At 49.8% G+C, this 18,052-nt stretch carries 17 protein-coding genes; 13 read left to right on the top strand and 4 right to left on the bottom strand.

Translation table 11 applies throughout. The annotated features are described in order from the left end of the window. Positions 1–65 precede the first annotated feature (65 nt). The 4 genes from GC178_17255 (at position 66) to GC178_17240 (ending at position 4,458) form a co-directional block, all read left to right on the top strand. Complete coding sequence (locus tag GC178_17255; protein MBI1289318.1) at positions 66–758, top strand: ATP-binding cassette domain-containing protein; 693 nt, start codon at positions 66–68, stop codon at positions 756–758. Next, positions 751–1,983: an FtsX-like permease family protein gene (locus tag GC178_17250; GenBank protein MBI1289317.1), complete on the top strand. Its 1,233-nt coding sequence runs from the start codon at positions 751–753 to the stop codon at positions 1,981–1,983. The genes GC178_17255 and GC178_17250 overlap by 8 nt, the downstream gene beginning before the upstream one ends. Beyond that, a complete protein-coding gene (locus GC178_17245) occupies positions 1,980–3,236 on the top strand; it encodes an FtsX-like permease family protein (protein ID MBI1289316.1) in 1,257 nt (418 codons plus the stop codon). The genes GC178_17250 and GC178_17245 overlap by 4 nt, the downstream gene beginning before the upstream one ends. A gap of 136 nt (positions 3,237–3,372) precedes the next feature. After that, a complete protein-coding gene (locus tag GC178_17240; protein MBI1289315.1) occupies positions 3,373–4,458 on the top strand; it encodes an efflux RND transporter periplasmic adaptor subunit in 1,086 nt (361 codons plus the stop codon). On the opposite strand, the gene GC178_17235 is transcribed toward GC178_17240, so the two are convergent. Next, the gene (locus GC178_17235) at positions 4,459–4,881 is read right to left on the bottom strand and encodes a hypothetical protein (GenBank protein ID MBI1289314.1); all 423 of its coding nucleotides are present in this window, start codon (positions 4,879–4,881) and stop codon (positions 4,459–4,461) included. A gap of 255 nt (positions 4,882–5,136) precedes the next feature. Between GC178_17235 and GC178_17230 the strand changes: the two genes are divergently transcribed. From GC178_17230 to GC178_17190, 9 genes are all read left to right on the top strand, one after another. Next, positions 5,137–7,545, top strand: a complete 2,409-nt coding sequence (locus GC178_17230; GenBank protein MBI1289313.1) for a T9SS type A sorting domain-containing protein — start codon at positions 5,137–5,139, stop codon at positions 7,543–7,545. Positions 7,546–7,621: 76 nt separating this feature from the next. Continuing rightward, a complete protein-coding gene (msrB, locus tag GC178_17225; GenBank protein ID MBI1289312.1) occupies positions 7,622–8,002 on the top strand; it encodes a peptide-methionine (R)-S-oxide reductase MsrB in 381 nt (126 codons plus the stop codon). A 290-nt stretch (positions 8,003–8,292) separates the two neighbouring features. Then, positions 8,293–8,646: a 50S ribosomal protein L19 gene (locus GC178_17220; GenBank protein ID MBI1289311.1), complete on the top strand. Its 354-nt coding sequence runs from the start codon at positions 8,293–8,295 to the stop codon at positions 8,644–8,646. A gap of 111 nt (positions 8,647–8,757) precedes the next feature. Continuing rightward, entirely contained in the window at positions 8,758–9,153 is a 396-nt protein-coding gene (locus tag GC178_17215; GenBank protein ID MBI1289310.1) for a hypothetical protein, read from the top strand. A 63-nt stretch (positions 9,154–9,216) separates the two neighbouring features. Further along, positions 9,217–10,221, top strand: a complete 1,005-nt coding sequence (locus GC178_17210) for a DUF4872 domain-containing protein (GenBank protein MBI1289309.1) — start codon at positions 9,217–9,219, stop codon at positions 10,219–10,221. A 10-nt stretch (positions 10,222–10,231) separates the two neighbouring features. Beyond that, complete coding sequence (locus GC178_17205; protein ID MBI1289308.1) at positions 10,232–10,957, top strand: ATP-binding cassette domain-containing protein; 726 nt, start codon at positions 10,232–10,234, stop codon at positions 10,955–10,957. Positions 10,958–11,126: 169 nt separating this feature from the next. Next, positions 11,127–12,416, top strand: coding sequence for an ABC transporter permease subunit (locus GC178_17200; protein MBI1289307.1), 1,290 nt, complete (start codon positions 11,127–11,129; stop codon positions 12,414–12,416). 38 nt (positions 12,417–12,454) lie between these two features. Beyond that, positions 12,455–14,155, top strand: coding sequence for an NAD(P)-binding protein (locus GC178_17195; protein ID MBI1289306.1), 1,701 nt, complete (start codon positions 12,455–12,457; stop codon positions 14,153–14,155). Between the two features lie 109 nt (positions 14,156–14,264). Next, positions 14,265–14,957 (top strand): DUF1702 family protein, encoded by a 693-nt coding sequence (locus GC178_17190; protein ID MBI1289305.1) that lies wholly within the window; start codon positions 14,265–14,267, stop codon positions 14,955–14,957. Here GC178_17190 and GC178_17185 read toward each other — a convergent pair. The 3 genes from GC178_17185 to GC178_17175 all read right to left on the bottom strand — a co-directional run bounded on the left by GC178_17185 (position 14,948) and on the right by GC178_17175 (position 18,049). Then, positions 14,948–15,397 carry an ATPase gene (locus tag GC178_17185; GenBank protein ID MBI1289304.1) on the bottom strand — a complete coding sequence of 150 codons (450 nt, stop codon included), beginning with the start codon at positions 15,395–15,397 and terminating at the stop codon, positions 14,948–14,950. The two genes, GC178_17190 and GC178_17185, sit on opposite strands and share 10 nt — an antisense overlap. A gap of 249 nt (positions 15,398–15,646) precedes the next feature. Beyond that, on the bottom strand, positions 15,647–16,684 hold the full coding sequence (locus tag GC178_17180) for a hypothetical protein (GenBank protein MBI1289303.1): 1,038 nt from the start codon (positions 16,682–16,684) through the stop codon (positions 15,647–15,649). 174 nt (positions 16,685–16,858) lie between these two features. Continuing rightward, positions 16,859–18,049 (bottom strand): beta-ketoacyl-[acyl-carrier-protein] synthase family protein, encoded by a 1,191-nt coding sequence (locus GC178_17175; GenBank protein MBI1289302.1) that lies wholly within the window; start codon positions 18,047–18,049, stop codon positions 16,859–16,861. Between the last annotated feature and the right edge of the window lie 3 nt (positions 18,050–18,052).

Below are 18,052 nucleotides of genomic sequence, written 5' to 3'. Positions count from 1 at the left end.
TTTTAACAGAACACAAGAGTTCTTAACGGCAGCTACCGAGGTTGTCCCTTATTTTCGGGCCTTCTATGATAGAACTGTCGGGAATTAGGAAGTCATATCAGGTCGGGATCAATCGGCTTGAGGTGCTCAAGGGCATCGACCTCACCATAAAAGAAGGCGAGTTGGTATCCATTATGGGTTCCTCAGGTACGGGCAAATCCACCTTGCTCAACATTCTTGGAATTTTGGACAGCTACGATTCGGGAACCTACCATTTGGATGGGACCCTGATACGGAACCTCAGTGAGACCAAAGCGGCCCAATACCGCAATAAGTTACTGGGGTTCGTATTCCAAAGCTTCAACCTCGTTGGGTACAAGAATGCGATGGAAAACGTGGCCCTGCCGCTCTATTACCAAGGAGTTGGCCGCAGAAAGCGGAACAAGACCGCATTGGAATATTTGGAGAGTGTGGGGCTGCTTGATTGGGCAGAACACCTGCCAAGCGAGATGAGTGGTGGCCAGAAACAACGCGTGGCCATTGCCCGTGCGCTCATCACCAAACCAAAAGTGATCCTTGCAGATGAGCCAACCGGTGCGCTCGATAGCAGAACATCAAGCGAGGTAATGCAGTTGCTGAAGGATGTGAATGCTTCGGGAATGACGGTGGTGATAGTAACGCACGAACACGACATTGCATCACAGACCGATCGGGTCATTCTTATGAAGGATGGGTTGATTGAAAGCGATAACTATAAAGTAGCTCCGACCAATGTTTGACCTCGACAAATGGCAGGAGATATTTGAAACGATCAGCAAGAACAAACTCCGAACGTTCTTGACAGGTTTCAGCGTGTTCTGGGGCATCTTCATGCTCATTATTCTGCTTGGTTCAGGAAATGGACTCCGCAATGGATTTGAAGTAGAGTTCAAGGACGATGCCATCAACAGCATCTGGATCTACCAAGGGCGCACCACCATTCCGTACAAGGGAATGAAGCCGGGAAGGCACATCAATTTTACCGATGACGATATGGAGGTCATTGACGATGGGAAAGTTGCGGGATTGGAAAACGTGGCCTCCCGCCTTTGGCTCGCCAACCAGAACTTCGTTTACGGTAACCGAAAAGGGAACTTTCAACTTATTTCCACCCATCCGGGACAATTCTATGCTGAGAATGCCACCATGGTCACTGGTCGTTTCCTGAACCAATTTGACATTGATGAGCGCAGGAAAGTGGTCGTTCTGGGAATTCCTGTGCAGGAGGAACTCTTTCCCAATGGAGACCATTTGGGCAAGATGATCGAGATCGGTGGCATCGCTTTCAAGGTCATCGGTACCTTTAAAGATGGTGGTGGCAACCGCGATAACAGACGCGGCTACATTCCCATGACGGTGGGACAGATGGTGTTTGACCGTGGAAGAAACGTACATGCCATCAGTTCTACCATTGGCGATGCCACACCCGAGGAAAGTCTGGTGATCGAGCAGAAGATCCGCGACCGGCTGGCCTCCTTGCATCAGTTCTCGCCAGAAGACAAACGGGCCGTTTGGATTCACAATACAACCGACAGCTTTATGAAGATCGCCAACCTGTTCAGTGGTATCAGCCTTTTTGTCTGGGCCATTGGCATCGGAACCATCATTGCCGGCATCGTGGGCATTGGCAACATTATGATGGTGGTAGTAAAAGAACGTACGCGCGAGATCGGCATCCGCAAGGCATTGGGTGCTTCTCCGTTCTCGGTGGTCTCGCTCATTCTTATCGAAGCCACGTTCATTACCAGCATTGCAGGTTATTTGGGCATGGTGGCAGGGGTCTTCACGTTGGAGGCCATCAGTAATTCATTGGACGACCCAGGCATCTTCCAAAACCCTTCTGTTGACCTTGGAACAGTCGCCATTGCCACGGCCGTTCTTGTGGTTGCAGGTCTGCTTGCGGGGCTCATTCCCGCGTTGCGGGCCGCATCCATCAGTCCCATAGAAGCATTGAGAGACGAATGAGCCTATTTGACCTTGACAGATGGCGGGAAGTGTTTGACACCTTGGGTGCCAATCGACTGCGCACCATGCTCACGGCATTCGGGGTGGTCTGGGGCATGTTCATCATTGTGGTGATGCTGGGCGCAGGTTCGGGGCTGTACAATGGAGCCATGAAAGAGTTCCAAGGCTTTGCCACCAACTCGCTTTACCTCTGGACCCAACGCACCACCATGCCATACAAAGGATTGCCTGCTGGACGCTGGTTCCACATGAGCAATGAGGACACAAAGGCCATTCAGGACCTTGTGCCGGAAGTAAAAGTGATCGCACCACGGAATGAAGTTGGCGGCTGGCGCGGATCGGCCAATGTGACCCGTGGGGTTCACACAGGGGCTTATGGCATAAAAGGCGATTATCCCGAAGTGATAGAGATCCAACCGTTCGATCCGGACCAAGGCCGATTGCTGAACCGCTTGGATGTGGATCAGAAACGGAAAGTTGCGGTCATCGGCTCCAAAGTGGTGAACGATCTTTATGATGAAGGTGAGGAAGTGATCGGCAGCAATGTTCGCATCAATGGCGTGTATTTTACCGTGGTCGGCACGTTCCGTTCGCTGAAAGCAGGGCGCGAGGCGGAGGATGACGCACAGAGCATCTTTATTCCGTTGAGTTCATTTCAGCAGGCGTTCAATTACGGAAATTGGGTGAGCTATTATGGTTTCATGCCCATCGATGGCGTTTCGGTTGCGGATATGGAGGCCAAAATTCTAAAGGTTCTAAAGGAACGCCATCACGTGCATCCAGATGACCCGTTTGCCTTCGGCACCAACAACAATGAGGAGGAATTCCAACGCTACGCGAACATCTTCACAGGCATCTCCTTCCTCACGTGGTTCGTAGGAACGCTGACCTTGGTGGCAGGCGTTATCGGGGTTTCCAATATCATGCTTATCGTGGTAAAGGAACGCACCAAAGAGATCGGCATCAGGCGCGCCATCGGTGCCAGCCCGCTCAGCATCATCAGCCAGATATTGCTCGAAGCATTGGTGCTTACTTCCTTGGCAGGATACATTGGCATTGTGCTTGGCGTTTGGACCGTGGAATATGCCGGGCCGCTGATAGAACATGAGTACTTTGATAACCCCCAGGTGGATTTCAATGTGATCATGGCGGCACTTGGTGTACTTGTGTTCGCTGGCTGTTTGGCAGGGTTCATTCCCGCCTATCGAGCCTTGGAGATAAAACCCGTGGAAGCATTGAGAACTGAAAATTAATGGGTTACGAACTACGAATAAATACGAATATCCGAATGGCGGCCGCAGATCGCGTCACATTCGTAATTCGTCCTGTTCGAACGCATTCGCAATTCACATCAAAAAGACCTGAACATTCAACCTTGAACTTAGCTATATGAAATCATTTGTGAGAATACTGATCGTGATCGTGATACTGGGAGGATTCGGATATACGCTCTGGCATCTGTACGAGAAATCGCAGGAACCGCCTGTGGTATTTGAAACCGCCAAAGCCTTCCGAACGGACATCATCAAAAAGACCGTTGCCACGGGAAGCATTTCTCCCAAAAAGGAAGTGGCCATCAAACCCCGCGTTTCTGGCATTGTGGAAAAGGTTTTTGTGGAAGAGGGCCAGATGGTGAAAGATGGTGATGCCATTGCCAAGGTGAAGATCGTGCCCGATATGGTGAGTTTGAACAACGCCAAGAACCGCGTGCAAATGGCGGAAATAGCTGTGGAGAATGCGCAGCAGAACTTCAACCGACAGAAACCGTTGGTCGAACAGGGCGTGATAGCGCAAGCTGAGTTCCAACCCATTGTAAACGCCTTGATGAACGCCAAGCAGGAATTGGTGGCTGCAGAGAACAATCTTCAACTGATACAGGAAGGTGCGTTGAAGGCCGAAAGCGGAAGTTCGAACACTATCATCCGTTCCACCGCAACAGGAATGGTACTGGAAGTGCCCGTGAAGGAAGGAAGCTCGGTCATTGAGAGCAACAACTTCAACGAAGGAACCACCATTGCCAGCATTGCCGATATGGGCGAAATGGAATTTGAAGGCAAAGTGGATGAAAGCGAGGTGGGCAAGATCAAAGAAGGCATGGATCTGCTCATCACTATCGGTGCGTTGGAAGGCCACACGTTCCACGCCACGCTCGACCATATTTCGCCAAAGGGAGTGGAAGAGAATGGGGCCATTCAATTCAAGATCAAGGCAATGGTCAAACTGCAGAAAGATGTTTTTGTCCGTTCGGGCTACAGTGCCAACGCAGACATTGTGCTTGAAAGACGCGATAGCGTGCTGGCCATTCCAGAGGCATTGCTCATCTTGGGCAAGCATCCCGACTCAACATTTGTTGAGGTTGAAACTTCGCCTCAGGTATTTGAAAAGCGTTTGGTAAAACTCGGACTTTCAGATGGCATCAAGATAGAGGTACTGTCAGGCATCGACACATCTGACAATATCAAGAAACCGATGTGATCAACTTTCCTCCGTTTGCCGAATGGAATCAAACCATTCCAAGGCTTTCGCTTCATTGTCAAACACCTTGGTCGGGTAGCGCTCTTTGCGTGGCTTCAGGTAGAACTTGGCCAAAAGTCGGTGCGCCAACGATTTGATCACAATGGCCTCTGCCCGCTTTATCCTTTCCAGTCCGACATTCTCGTAGGTACGCACGTCAACCGTTATTTGGGTTGAAGCATCTGGGACCAGTAGATTGAAGATCTTCTTGTCTTTGATGTCATTCCAAATGGCGGCAATGTTCTCTTCCGAAGACTCTTCGGTGAACTCGACATCGGCATGCAAATAGGTTTTTACAACATCTCCATCAATCAGAATAAGCGCGGTGGGGGTTGTCACTTTTTTCAAGATGTACTTAGAGGTGTGAGGTTCTGTGGTGTACATGTTCCATTATTCTTTGGAAAACGGTTTCGTCTACTAAAAGTAGTGTTTTGTCGGGTTGAAATTCCCTTTCATCGAAACATTATTGTCATTTATGCAACAATTATGCGCATTCATTCCTTTAAATGGGCTGTTCATTCCTTCCATAAACTCAGCAACCACTTTGTGAGATCCGCGTTCTGAACGCGTAAGACCGCTGGCAAAAGCAATCACGCAAAACAGCCATGTGTTGTAGCTTTGCCGAAAGAACCTCAAACCATGAAAAGACAATTACTTGCCTTCATTGCATTTCTTCTGAGTACAACCGCCATATTGGCCCAATGTCCAACGGGGCAATCGGAAATTGCCATTCAAATTCTTACGGATAGTTACGGATATGAGACGGACTGGATCCTTCTGGATCATAATGGCGATACGCTGACCATGGGTGGACAGAATGGTGCGTATGCCGATACTACTTGGTATGGCGATACTATTTGCGTTCCAGAATCGGAGTGCATGCGGTTTGAGATACATGATGCGTTCGGTGATGGTATCTGCTGTGGTTATGGAAATGGCAGTTACACCGTTTTTGTGGATGGCAGCCAAGTGCTGACAGGTGGTAATTTCAGCAGCCAGGCATTCACCCTTTTCAACTGTCCTCCCGGTTCCGATTGCAGCGATCCGCTGGTGGTTACAGAAGGCACGTATGTTGCTCCATCAAACAACACGTGGTATTCGTTTACTCCTGCACAGAATGGAACGTATGCGGTTGAAACCTGCAATAACGGCTGTAATACAAAGCTTTGGATCTATGACCATTGCAATGGCCTGATCTGGGGCGAGGACAACATTGGCACCATCTATTACGACAACGACCAAGGTGGATGTGCGCCACAGGCCATGATCGGTTCTGCATTGCTTGAGGCAGGTGTGCAATACTGGATACGGATTGGAAGCAACAACGGAGATTGTACGGGAGATATCAATTGGTCGCTGTCGTACAACGGTCCTATCGTTGGTTGCATGGATCCGAATGCCTGTAACTACAATCCCTTGGCCACGGTGAACGACAACAACTGCATCTACCCGGGCGATCCGTTGTGTCCGGATGGTCCCGACCTTACGGTCGATTCGGCCGCATTGGCCAATTCGCTCTATGTGGATCAATATAATGTACCTGCCAACGATTGTTCGGTGGCCGAAGGCTGCATGAACGGTTACGGAACACGTGACATCATCCGATTCTCCACGCACATCAAAAACATCGGAAATCTTGACTACTATATCGGAAATCCAAGTGCCAATCCCGATCAGTTCGACTTTCAGAACTGCCACAATCACGTGCATTATCGCGGCTATGCCGAATACAAACTGTACGACACGCAGGGCAATCTCATCCCCATCGGTTTTAAAAACGGTTTCTGCGTAATGGATCTTGAGTGCAGCGGGGGCGGAACGGCTCAGTATGGCTGTAGCACCATGGGCATCTCTGCCGGTTGCGGTGATATTTATTCCTCCGGACTTTCCTGCCAATGGATAGATGTAACCGACATCGACACGGGTCTTTACACGTTTGTGAACACTTGCAACTGGGACAATTCGCCCGATGCACTCGGACACTACGAGACCAGCCACATGAACAACTGGGCGCAACTGTGCATCTATATTGGTCGCGATGCAAGCGGTAACCTGTTTGTGAACCAACTGCCTGATTGCCAACCGTATGTCGATTGCTTTGGGCAGATATATGGAAACGCCCAACCCGACTGTAACGGGCTGTGTGGTGGCCCTGCACTTCGTGGCGACCTGAACACGGACAGTCAGCAGGACCTTGTAGATGCGCACACGTATGTGAGCAGCATTTTGGCCCATGATATAACTGCCACCAATTGCAACGACCTGAACGCAGATGGCGAGATCGATGTATATGATGCTTCGCTATTGGTGGACTGCTCATTGACCATTGATGGTCAGAACACAGGTTCCAACCACAATCACTGCCATTTTCCTTACGGGACGCTGAATATCTACGACACGGTGGAATTCAGTATCGGAAATGTGGACTATAACCAACAGTACATCGACATCTACATCAAGAACCCCAACAACTTTGTGGTCGCGTACCAGTTCGAGATGTCGGGATTGACCATTGAAAGCGTGGAGAATCTCGTGGATCCCAATGCTTACCCGATAGCACCGCAATGGAGTTTGGGAGGCCGCGAAGTGATCGGCATAAGCTACCAGGATTCATTGGTCCCAAAGTATCAGAACGCTACTCCTTTGTGCAGAATTCATTACTTCTCGCTTACCGACACACTTGTCTGTATCTCGCACATCAAATCTGTAGTGAACCAATATTATGAGGAGACTTTGACACAGGTGGATCCATTCAATACCTGCCTATTGGTCCACACGGGTGTGGATGAACTGGTAGATGGTGGCATTGGGCTCAGTCTGTATCCGAACCCCATGCAGGAAAGCACTACGCTGAAGATCGAAAATCGCTTCAACACGAACATATCAGTGCAATTGGTAGCACCTTCCGGACAACTGGTTCGCAATTACGGAAATGTGACCTCTTCCATGCTCAACATACAGAAAGCCGATCTGAGTCCGGGTATGTATTTCGTGCAGGTGATGGACCGGAAACGTGTTCTTTCGAGAGCGAAGCTGATGGTGCAGTAAGGTTTTGATTCATCTGTCAATTGTGAACCTTCGTGTCTGTGATGGGTTTCACTTATTACGACTCAATTTCTGAATTATGGACGAAAGAGACTGGAAAGAAAAGCTCACGCCAGAGCAGTATCATGTTCTGAGAGAAAAAGGAACTGAGCGTCCTTTCACGGGCAAGTACGACCTGCATTTTGAAGATGGCAGTTACTACTGTGCCGGATGTGGCACCAAGCTGTTCGATTCCGGTTCGAAGTACGATAGCGGTTGCGGATGGCCTGCCTTCTACAAGACCGCAGAAAAAGGCGCAGTAATTGAAAAGACGGACCGAAGCCACGGCATGATACGCACCGAAGTACTCTGCGCCAACTGCGGTGGTCACTTGGGGCATGTGTTCCCCGATGGTCCGCGCGATAAGACCGGCATGCGGTACTGCATCAATTCCGTTTCGTTGGAGTTTAAAAAGTTATAGCGTGTTCTTCCGCTGGATATGAATGCCCAACATCTGAATCTAAGGGAAGATTATCGTATGTGGTTCCTTTATGCAAACTGAAACATTTCAAATTTGGAAAGTTCAAAACAAGAGGCAATTTTTCTGGTTTACCCGACCAATCAAGTAAGAACTCAACTTGAATCCACCTAAACAACCATTCAACAACCGGCCCTTAAAGTCTAATCAATTTTTCTTGCAGCCAACGACTTGCAGCTTGAAACTAAATATCTACATTTGCACTCCCAAAATTTTGGGCTAATACGAAAGAAATGGACGCAATACTTAATCACGTACGAGATACTTACAGCACACGCATGGAGCACCCAGAATTCAAAGCTGGGGATACCGTAACGGTTGAATACCTTATCCGCGAGGGAAACAAAACGCGTCCACAGCGTTTTCAAGGCGTGATCATCCAAAGAAGCGGAACAGGCGCTACTGAGACTTTCACTATCCGTAAAATGTCTGGAGGTGTTGGTGTTGAGCGTATCTTCTCTTTCAGCAACCCAAACTTGACCTCCATTGAAGTGAACAAGCACGGAGTTGTTCGTAGAGCACGTATTTACTACCTACGCGATCTTACTGGTAAGAAAGCTCGTATCAAGGAAAAGCGAATGAAGTAAGCCGAAAGGCTTTTCAGATAGAAATCCTCACCGACTTCGGTGGGGATTTTTTGTTTACAATAGTTGACGCTGTCACTAAAGCGTAAAATCTGTAGAAGTTAAATTCGCACCATGAAAAAGGACGAAGTACCACAGGATGACGAGAACCTTTTCGAGGGCAAGTTCAAAGTGGTGAAATATGCCGTGGATGAGAACGGCAACTACGGAACCGTTGGCAGCGTGGGTTGGGAACCTGAGAACGTGGTGCTCAATCAGGCTTGGGAAGAAATAAACAAGAAGGTTGAGGAAACCAAGAAGAAGATAGCTGCTGGAGAGCTAAGCCCTCTCGCCTATCACATGGAAAAGAACATCATGGATGTGGCCATGTTGGCGCAGTACATGGATATTTCGAAGCGGAATGTGAGCAAGCATTTGGAGCCTGCGGGCTTCAACTCGCTGGATGACAAGACCTTGAAGCGCTATGCTGAAGTGTTCGATATATCGGTGGAAGAGTTATTGAAATGTTAGTTATTGGTTATTGAGTTGCTGATTCTCCGAATAACCAGTAACCAATAACTCTTTAGTACAAGGATGAACGTAAAAATCGACTTTAAACACCGCCAATCAGCTCATTGCGAGACGGGCGTTATTTCCAATTTGATGCGTCACCACGGTCTGGATGTTTCGGAACCGATGGCATTGGGCATCGGTTCTGGGCTGTTCTTCAGCCACATGCCGTTCATCAAAGTGAACGGACTGCCCGTGACCACCTACCGCATCATGCCAGGCGATATTTTCAAGAAGTTCTCGCAGCGAACTGGTGTGGAGATGAAACGCCAGAAGTTTTCTGATCCTGAAAAAGCAATGGCTGAACTTGACCGAGTTCTGGAGCAAGGTCTGCCCGTTGGTATGCTTACCAGCGTGTTCTATCTGCCCTATCTGCCACGTGCATTCCGCTTCCATTTCAATGCACACAACGTGGTGGTCTACGGAAAGGAAGGCGATGATTACCTCATTTCCGACCCCATTTTGGAAGAGCCTGTGACCATTGATCGCAGAATGCTGATCCGTGCGCGGTTTGCCAAAGGAATGCCGAACACCAGCGGCCGCATGTATTATCCGACACACGTTCCGAAAGATGTGGATCTGAACAAAGCCCTCATCAAAGGATTGAAGTACACGGCAAAGGATATGGGAACCATTCCGTTGCCGATTTTCGGTGGACGCGCCATTGGCTTTCTGGCTTCGCGCGTTGCCAACTACGAGAAGAAATACGGCAAGGAAGAAGCGAAGAAGTACCTCGGGAACATCGTTCGGATGCAGGAAGAGATAGGTACGGGTGGTGCGGGTTTCCGCTTCATGTTCGGGGCGTTTTTGCAAGAAGCGTCTGCCAGATTGGGAAATCCTGTCTTGCACAAGAAGAGTTTGGAGATCACCAAGATCGGTGACCAATGGCGCAACTTCGCCTACGATTGTGGACGCATGTGTAAGGACCGCGCAGACAACCTTACCTATCAGGATCTGGCCGACCAGCTTTCGGACATCGGCAGGAAGGAGATTCTGTTCTTCCAGTCCATTCACAAAATGAAATTCTGATTTGGACGCCATTTCCATATCGGGATTGGTGCATCGCTACAGCGGTGCGGCAGAAGCGGCCGTCAACGGCCTCGACCTGCGAATTCCGAAAGGTGCGTTTTACGGTCTCCTTGGCCCAAATGGTGCAGGAAAGACCACAACCATTTCCATCATCTGCGGTATTCTGAAACCGACTGCTGGTGAGGTTTCCATTCTTGGAAAGAGTTGGAAGAATGACGCAGTTGGAATTAAAAAGTCCATTGGCTTGGTGCCGCAAGAAATTGCGTTGTACGATACAATGACGGCTTCGGAGAACCTTCATTTCTTCGGGCAGATGCTTGGATTGAACCGAAAGGAAATCCAGCAGAAAACGGATGAGTTGATGGAAGCATTTGGACTTGCGGAACATCGCGGCAAGCAGTTACAGAATTATTCGGGTGGTATGAAGCGCAGGGTGAACCTGATGGTGGCACTGATGCACGACCCCGAAATCCTCATCTTGGATGAACCGACCGTGGGCATTGACGTACATTCAAGGCACATGATCAACACGTATTTGCAGGAGCTGAACCGTGGCGGAATGACCATCGTTTACACGTCTCACCAGCTGGACGAGACCGAAAAGCTCTGCGATCAGGTCTGCATCATCGACCACGGAAAACTGCTGATCGAAGGCAAAACCTCCGAACTGCTTTCAGACGGACACAGCCTGCATCATCATTTCATTGAACTGACGGGCAAACAATTGAGGGATTGATGGTGTGTGGCAATGAAATATCGAAGTGTCACCCTGAACTTGTTTCAGGGTCTATTCAGATGCTGAAACAAGTTCAGCATGACAGCAAGCGTCTCTGTGCATCTCCATTTCTCAATTTCCCTCTGTGCAATAATACTCTTAGCGTCTTTGCGCCTATGCGTGAAACAAAATGAAACTCCTCGCATCCATAACGAAAGAATGGCTGTTGCTGCTCCGCGACAAAGGCGGCCTCGGCATCCTTTTCCTCATGCCGATGGTGCTCGTTATTGTGATGGCAATCGTGCAGGACGCGCCTTTCCGGGATTATCAGGAACAGAAAATCCCTGTGCTGTTCGTCAATCAAGACAGCGGTGAGATCTCCAAAGCCATCATGCACGCCATTCAGGAAGGAAAAACCTTCGTGGTGGTCGATAGCTTGAATGGAATGCCGATCGATAGCGCGCAACTCGCGAAATCCATCAATTCGGGCGATTACCAAATAGGCATTATTGTAAAGAAAGGTTTGGGTGGTGAATTGAAGCAGATCGTTGATGCACAGGTGGAAGGAATGTTAGCTGGGCTGATGCCAACGGACGAACCGACCGAAGTCGAAAAACCGAACCTCGAACCGTACATCACGCTACTCCTCGACCCTACTACGAAACACACTTTTAGAAGCAGCATCCGAAGTGCCATCAAGCAGTTTTTGAGCGAACTGGAAGGGCGAATGATCATTGATGGCCTCAGTGACCGCTTGGCAGAAATGACAGGCAAACGCCCCGAAGTGGACCTTTCCTCCAACGGAATTGTACAGCTGCGAGAGAAAACCGCCACAGGTAAGATCATGGCAACGGATGTGGCCAATAACTCCACGCAGCATAACGTGCCAGCATGGACGGTCTTCGCCATGTTCTTTATCGTTATTCCACTGGCTGGAAACATGGTGCGCGAACGTACCGCGGGAACCATTACCCGCTTGCGAACCATGCCAACCAGCATGTTCCATTTCTATGCGGGCAAATTGCTGAGCTACAGCGCAGTCGGACTGCTGCAAGCCTTGCTGATGATCAGCGTTGGTTTCTGGCTCATGCCGAGCATTGGCCTTGCCAAACTGGATCTTGGAAGCGGTTTCTTCCCATTGCTTTATGTGGCGATTGTAGCAGGTTTTGCCGCCACCAGCTATGGTTTGCTTGTCGGAACCATCTTCAAAACACTTCATCAGGCCGCCATTTTCGGAATTGTTTCGGTGGTGATCATGGCAGCCTTGGGCGGCATTTGGGTTCCGCTGTACATCATGTCAGACACCATGATCTTCGTTGGACATCTCTCGCCCATGAACTGGGCCATGGAAGCCTTCAATGGTGTTTTCCTGCGTGGCGAAACCGGTTCAGAAATAATTTTGGGTTCGTTCAAACTTTGGGCTTTCGGGATTGTTTGCTTCGCAGGATCACTCTTGCTTGAACGTAACCGACAAAGCTGAGTGGTTCATAATTTTGGTACAGAAAATCTACTTATTCCATGAAAGGAAAATATGATGTTGTAATACTCGGTGGCGGCCTTGCGGGCCTCACCCTTTCGCTTCAACTGAAGAAACAGAACCCCGACATCCGTGTGCTGGTGCTGGAAAAGCGCGATGACGCGGCTCCCGATGCGGCCCATAAAGTGGGCGAAAGCACCGTAGAGTTGGCCACACATTACCTACGCGAGGTGCTCGGACTGAAGGATTACCTCGACCGCGAGCAACTGCCAAAGCACGGACTGCGCTTCTTCTTCTCGCCCAAGCACAAGGAAACCATCCACAAGCGTGTGGAATTGGGACCGAAGGTGCTGCTGCCCGTTCCGAGCCATCAGCTGGACCGTGGCGTGTTGGAGAACGACCTTGTGACGTTCAGTCGCGAAGCTGGGAATGAAGTAATACTCGGTGCTAAGGTGGACAGCGTTGACATGGGCACGGAAAAGCATTCGGTGACCTACACCGTGAATGGTGAGCAAGTGACCACCGATGCGCGTTGGGTGGTGGATGCCTCTGGTCGCGCCAGCATTCTGAAGCGGAAATTCGGTTTCGCACAAACGCATCCGCACGATGTGAATTCGGCATGGTTCCGAGTGGATTGGAAGATCGACATCGACACATGGAGCGATGACCCGAAATGGCATTCGTACGTAGAGCCTGGACTGCGCTATCTGAGCACGGTTCACCTCATGGACAAGGGTTATTGGGTGTGGATCATTCCGCTGGTGGGCGGCAAAACGAGTGTCGGCATTGTGGCCGATCCCGCCATCCATCCGTTGGAAACGTACAACAAACTCGATAAGGCGTTGGCGTGGATCGAGCAGTGGGAACCGCAGCTTTCCAAAGAACTGAAAGCGAAGACGAGCGAAGGCGGCAAGATCCTGGATTTCCTTCAGATGAAACATTTTGCGCACGGTTCGGGCGAGTTGTTCCACACCGACCGTTGGACGGTTGTGGGCGAAGCTGGCCTGTTTGCCGATCCGTTCTACTCGCCTGGTTCCGATTTCATTTCGATGGCCAACACATGGACGGCCGACCTCATTCAGCGCGACCTGAAAGGCGAAGACATCTTCTTCCGCACCAAATTCTACTCGGAAGTGCTGCGCGCGCTGTTCGATAACTGGATGCCGATCTACACGGGCCAATACCCGATGTGGGGCAGCACGCAGGTGATGGTGGCCAAGATATTCTGGGATTGGGGCGCGTACTGGAGCATCAACACGCTGCTTTTCATCAATAACGGCCTCACCAACCTCGACCTGATGCGACAGATGACCGCTGGGCCGAAGTCGCTGCTGCAACGCTATGGCGAACTGAGCCGCCAAATGCAGATGCTGTTCAAAGACATGATGCCGTACGACACGGCCGACATCACCGAACGCTACACCGACCCGTTCGACCTCGATTTTCTGCGCAAATTCCAAGAAGATATTGTGGAGAAGGAATACACTACGCAGGAAATGCTCGACAAGCTTTATTCGAACATCGGTGTGCTGGAACACGTGGCAGCCGAAACGTTCCGACTGTTCAGCAACTTGGCGCACGGAACTTCGATGGATATTGAAGTTGACCCGTACACCATGAGCCTGAACGGTGACCGCAAACTGGAAAGCGTGAACAGCGTGGTGCTACCACGCCACGAACACATTGCAAGTCAGATGAGGCGCATGTGGCTGTATCCGTATCCTGAGACGGTTGAGGTGTAAATAGCTGATACGAATTACCAATCTCGCTTCGCGATACGAATATGACGAATGCCGTAACCTGCAGCCTAATTCGCATATTCGTATTCATTCGTAATTCGTATCAGCCAAATTGAGTATTACCGAGAACATAGTAACCGTAGTGGCCACGTTCCAAAAGGGACGCACGCTCAGCGAACAGGAACTTGGTTTGGATGAACTCATTGCCGAACTGAACAAGTTCGAACCGCGTTACCGTTCGGTGGCATTTGAAGGTGCTTCCGTAGGTGTTGCGTTGGCAAATTCCATGGAAACTTGGAAGGTTTATGCTGAGAAAACGGCAAAGCACGCCACTCAAGTTCATATCGGTTTGGGCTGGGCAATTGCTGAACAACCCCCTAAATCCCCCAAAGGGGGACTTGAACTCCGAGACACACTATCTCAGATCGCACCTGAAATGCAGGTAAAGGTTTTGGATGGATTCGGGTATTGGAATGGGTTGTTTCAAAGACGTGCCACCATTCGAACTCAACAAATTCCTGAGAATATCACACCCGAATACCAAGCTGGATTTGACCAAGGTGTTGGTCGCGCCATTTGGTATGTCACGAAAGGAGAAGTTTCCAAAGTGGTGAACATCCTCAACCATTTTTCTGAAGACCGAAGACCGAACCTGTGGCAAGGCATTGGTGTGGCTTCAACTTATGTTGGTGGCTGTTCGAATGAATTGATTTCCGAGTTGAAATCAGCGGCTGGTGAGTTCAAATTGAACTTGAAAAAAGGGATTGAGGCAGCTGAAGAAAGTTTGCGGAAGGCTCAATCCTGAGCAGCTAGCATCTTTGCTAAGACTACTTCCAGTTTATCAAAATTCTCCTCGTTCTTTTCGGGTGCGAACTTTCGGATGGTGTTGCACAGATCAAGGTCGTCAAAGATCATTTTGAACACAACCGAAGTTTGATCGGCTGAAACTGTGTCAAAACTTACCTCTACTCTGAACAGCGGCTGCGAAAGCCGATACCACGAAAGGAATGTCGGCCGTTCAATACGTTCGAAAACCGCATGGTTCTCATAGTTGCCTTTCTCAGGTCCGTGCATGGTAAAACGCCAATGGCCTTCAGGTCGCAGGTCGTATTCATGGAATGTGTTGGTAAAACCTTTCGGTCCCCACCACGCAGCCAAATGTTCGGGTTCTGTCCACGCACGGAAAACCAATTCCAGCGGGAAATTGAAAACCCGTGTGCTGACGATTTCCAGTTCTGTACTCATGGTCTAAATGTAGCAGAGTTTCGACCACCCCCAACCCTATCTTTTCTGGAAGCTGTCCAAAACCGCTGTCACCGAAAAAGATGGCGTATCAAAATCAAATAAAGAGCCCCTTCCTTCGTCAGGGAAACACGCGGACGAGTTGGTGCTTCGATTTGCTTCGCTGAGGAACGAAGCGTCCCACATATACAAGGGATGTAACCATCCGGACAATCGTCTTACAAAGATGGGAGTTGTCCCCCTTTGGGGGATTTAGGGGGTTGCTACCAATACAAATCCGTGCTGGTTCCCTTGGTAATGATTGTAAATGAGAATGGTCTTCAGGTCGCCTGAAATGGGTTTCTGAACCGCCATTTGAGGCACAGGTTTTCCGTTGACCAATTGTGCTGCAAACCACGTGGCAAAGGCACTTGCCGAAGGGTTTTCTCCAAACAGATTTTTAAATGAAAGGATTCCAGTTTCTGGGAAAAGTTGCTTCGCAAAATCGTCATACCAGTTATCGGAATTGGCATCGCCCGAATAGCCGAGCATCAAAGCATCAATGTCTGAAACGCTCAGACCGTTACGTTCCAACAGCCGTTTGGCCTTGGAAGTAAGGTCATCCAAGGTCGGATAAGAGATCATGTCGGCATCAACAATTTCCGCAATCGCGTTTTCGGAAGTCGGTTCGAGGATGAACATGGCCGCTCCTTCGCCATTCACCGCGCCAGACGTTCCGCAACCGATGAGTTTGTCGGTAGAAACCTCCTCTTTCTTGATAAAACCTGCCAGCGTTTCGATACGGTATTGTGCCTGAGAGATTTCTTCCACACAACCGACCATCAGGCTTTTGGCTCTTCCTTCAATGAAAAGCAGGTCGGTATCCATCAGGCAATTCTCGAACGAAAGTCCTTTATTGCTGTGCGTGTTATTGTAACCGCTGTTGGCAGCCATCAGTGCCAATCCACCAGCAGGAGAACTGGGCGCGCCCTGCACAAAACCCGTTGGTGTAAGTGTTCCTTCTTCGTATTGAATGATCTGATTGAGGAAACGGTGGCACTCTTCCATGCCGCCATCAGTCGTTCCGATGATGATGCCATCGGTCTTCCATTTTTGAAGCAATGGCATTCCCGCGCCCGTGGCCATTCGGTTCGATTTGCCCATTCTGCGGAGTTGACCGCGTGGAATCTCCTCATAGCTCGGTTCTACGGCCTGCAATTGCGAACCTGCGTAAACGAGAGGTTCGGTTGAGAAGAAGTCTTCGTCAAAAGTTTTCTGGGGCGATATACAGGTCAGGTCTTTAATAAACATGATTGCGTTTTTGACCCCCTCCCTCCGCCTTAGGCGGAGTACTCCCCCTTTCGAGGGGGAGAGCTGGCACGCTGATCAAATGTTGGATCGAAGACCAAGCTCCCCTCCTTTTGAAGAGCTCGCCCTGAGCTTGCCGAAGGGAGGGGCTGGGGGTGGTTATTTGAAATCCGTAGTTCAAACCTTTGAAAGAATAAGTGAACTGCAATTGCCACCGAACCCGAACGAATTGGAAAGCACATGATCGATCCTGACTTTGCTGAATTCCGTTTGTGGTTTGGAATTGAACTCAGGCATTTGCGTTTGCCAGTTCAAGGTTGGGTAGATTTCCTGATGCTTGATGCTGAAAAAACTGAAAACAGCTTCAATTGCTCCTGCCGCAGCAAGTGTATGACCTGTGAAGGATTTCGTGGAAACATACGGTGGAATCTCCCCGAATATCTGCGTCATTCCATGTACTTCGGTGTAGTCGTTATTCTCTGTTCCTGTTCCGTGGGCGTTCACGTGATCAATGTCGGAAGGTTGGAGACCGGCCGTTTTCAATGCGCCATTGATGGCGCCACGAACACCAACTGCCTCTGGCGACATGGAACTCGGATGATACGCATCGTTGGTGTTTCCGTAGCCACGGACCTCGCCCCAAATTTCTTTTCCTACGGCATCCTCTTCCCTCTCCAGAACCAAGTAGGCTGCGCCTTCGCCCAAGTTCAAACCTTTGCGGTTGGCATCGAACGGGCGCGTGATCTCATCCGAGAAAATTTGCAACGAATTGAACCCATTGACCGTGTATTTCGCCAAGCTGTCCACTCCGCCCACAATAGCCCTTTTGGCTTTCCCTGCTTTGATCATCCGCGCACCGAGCATGATGGAATTGGCTGATGACGAACAGGCCGTGTTCATGGTATCCGTGTAACCACGCAACCCGAATGCTTTGACCAATTGCAGCGTGTGTGCCCCACTTCGGTACGAATTGACGTAGGGCGATGGCTTCTCATTCGTATTCGCATCCGCATAAATGGCATCCATCTCCACCATGCCGCCAACGGTTGTTCCTGAAAGCAAAGCCGTGTCGAACGATCTTAGGTCTTCTACTGAAAGGCCAGCGTTGGCTACTGCTTCGCGGAAAGCCACGAATGCCAACAGTTCTGTACGTGTGAGACCTTGCTGGTTCAGATGATCGAATTCCTTCCGCAGTTCCTCATTGCTCAGTTTCACTTCTCCGAAAAGCAATTCATCCGCGTAGCGCGAATCGAGGAACTTGGCCTTGCCAATTCCCGTTGTGCAACTTCTGAGGCCTGCGAGATTTTCTGCTGCATTATTCCCGATGGCGGAAATAACCCCAATGCCGGTGACCACCACACGGCCCATTGG

The organism is Flavobacteriales bacterium (genome assembly GCA_016124845.1).
In the GTDB taxonomy this organism is placed as follows: Bacteria; Bacteroidota; Bacteroidia; order UBA10329; family UBA10329; genus UBA10329.
Note: the sequence above shows the minus strand (reverse complement) of the source record. Positions and strands in the feature narration are given on the sequence as shown.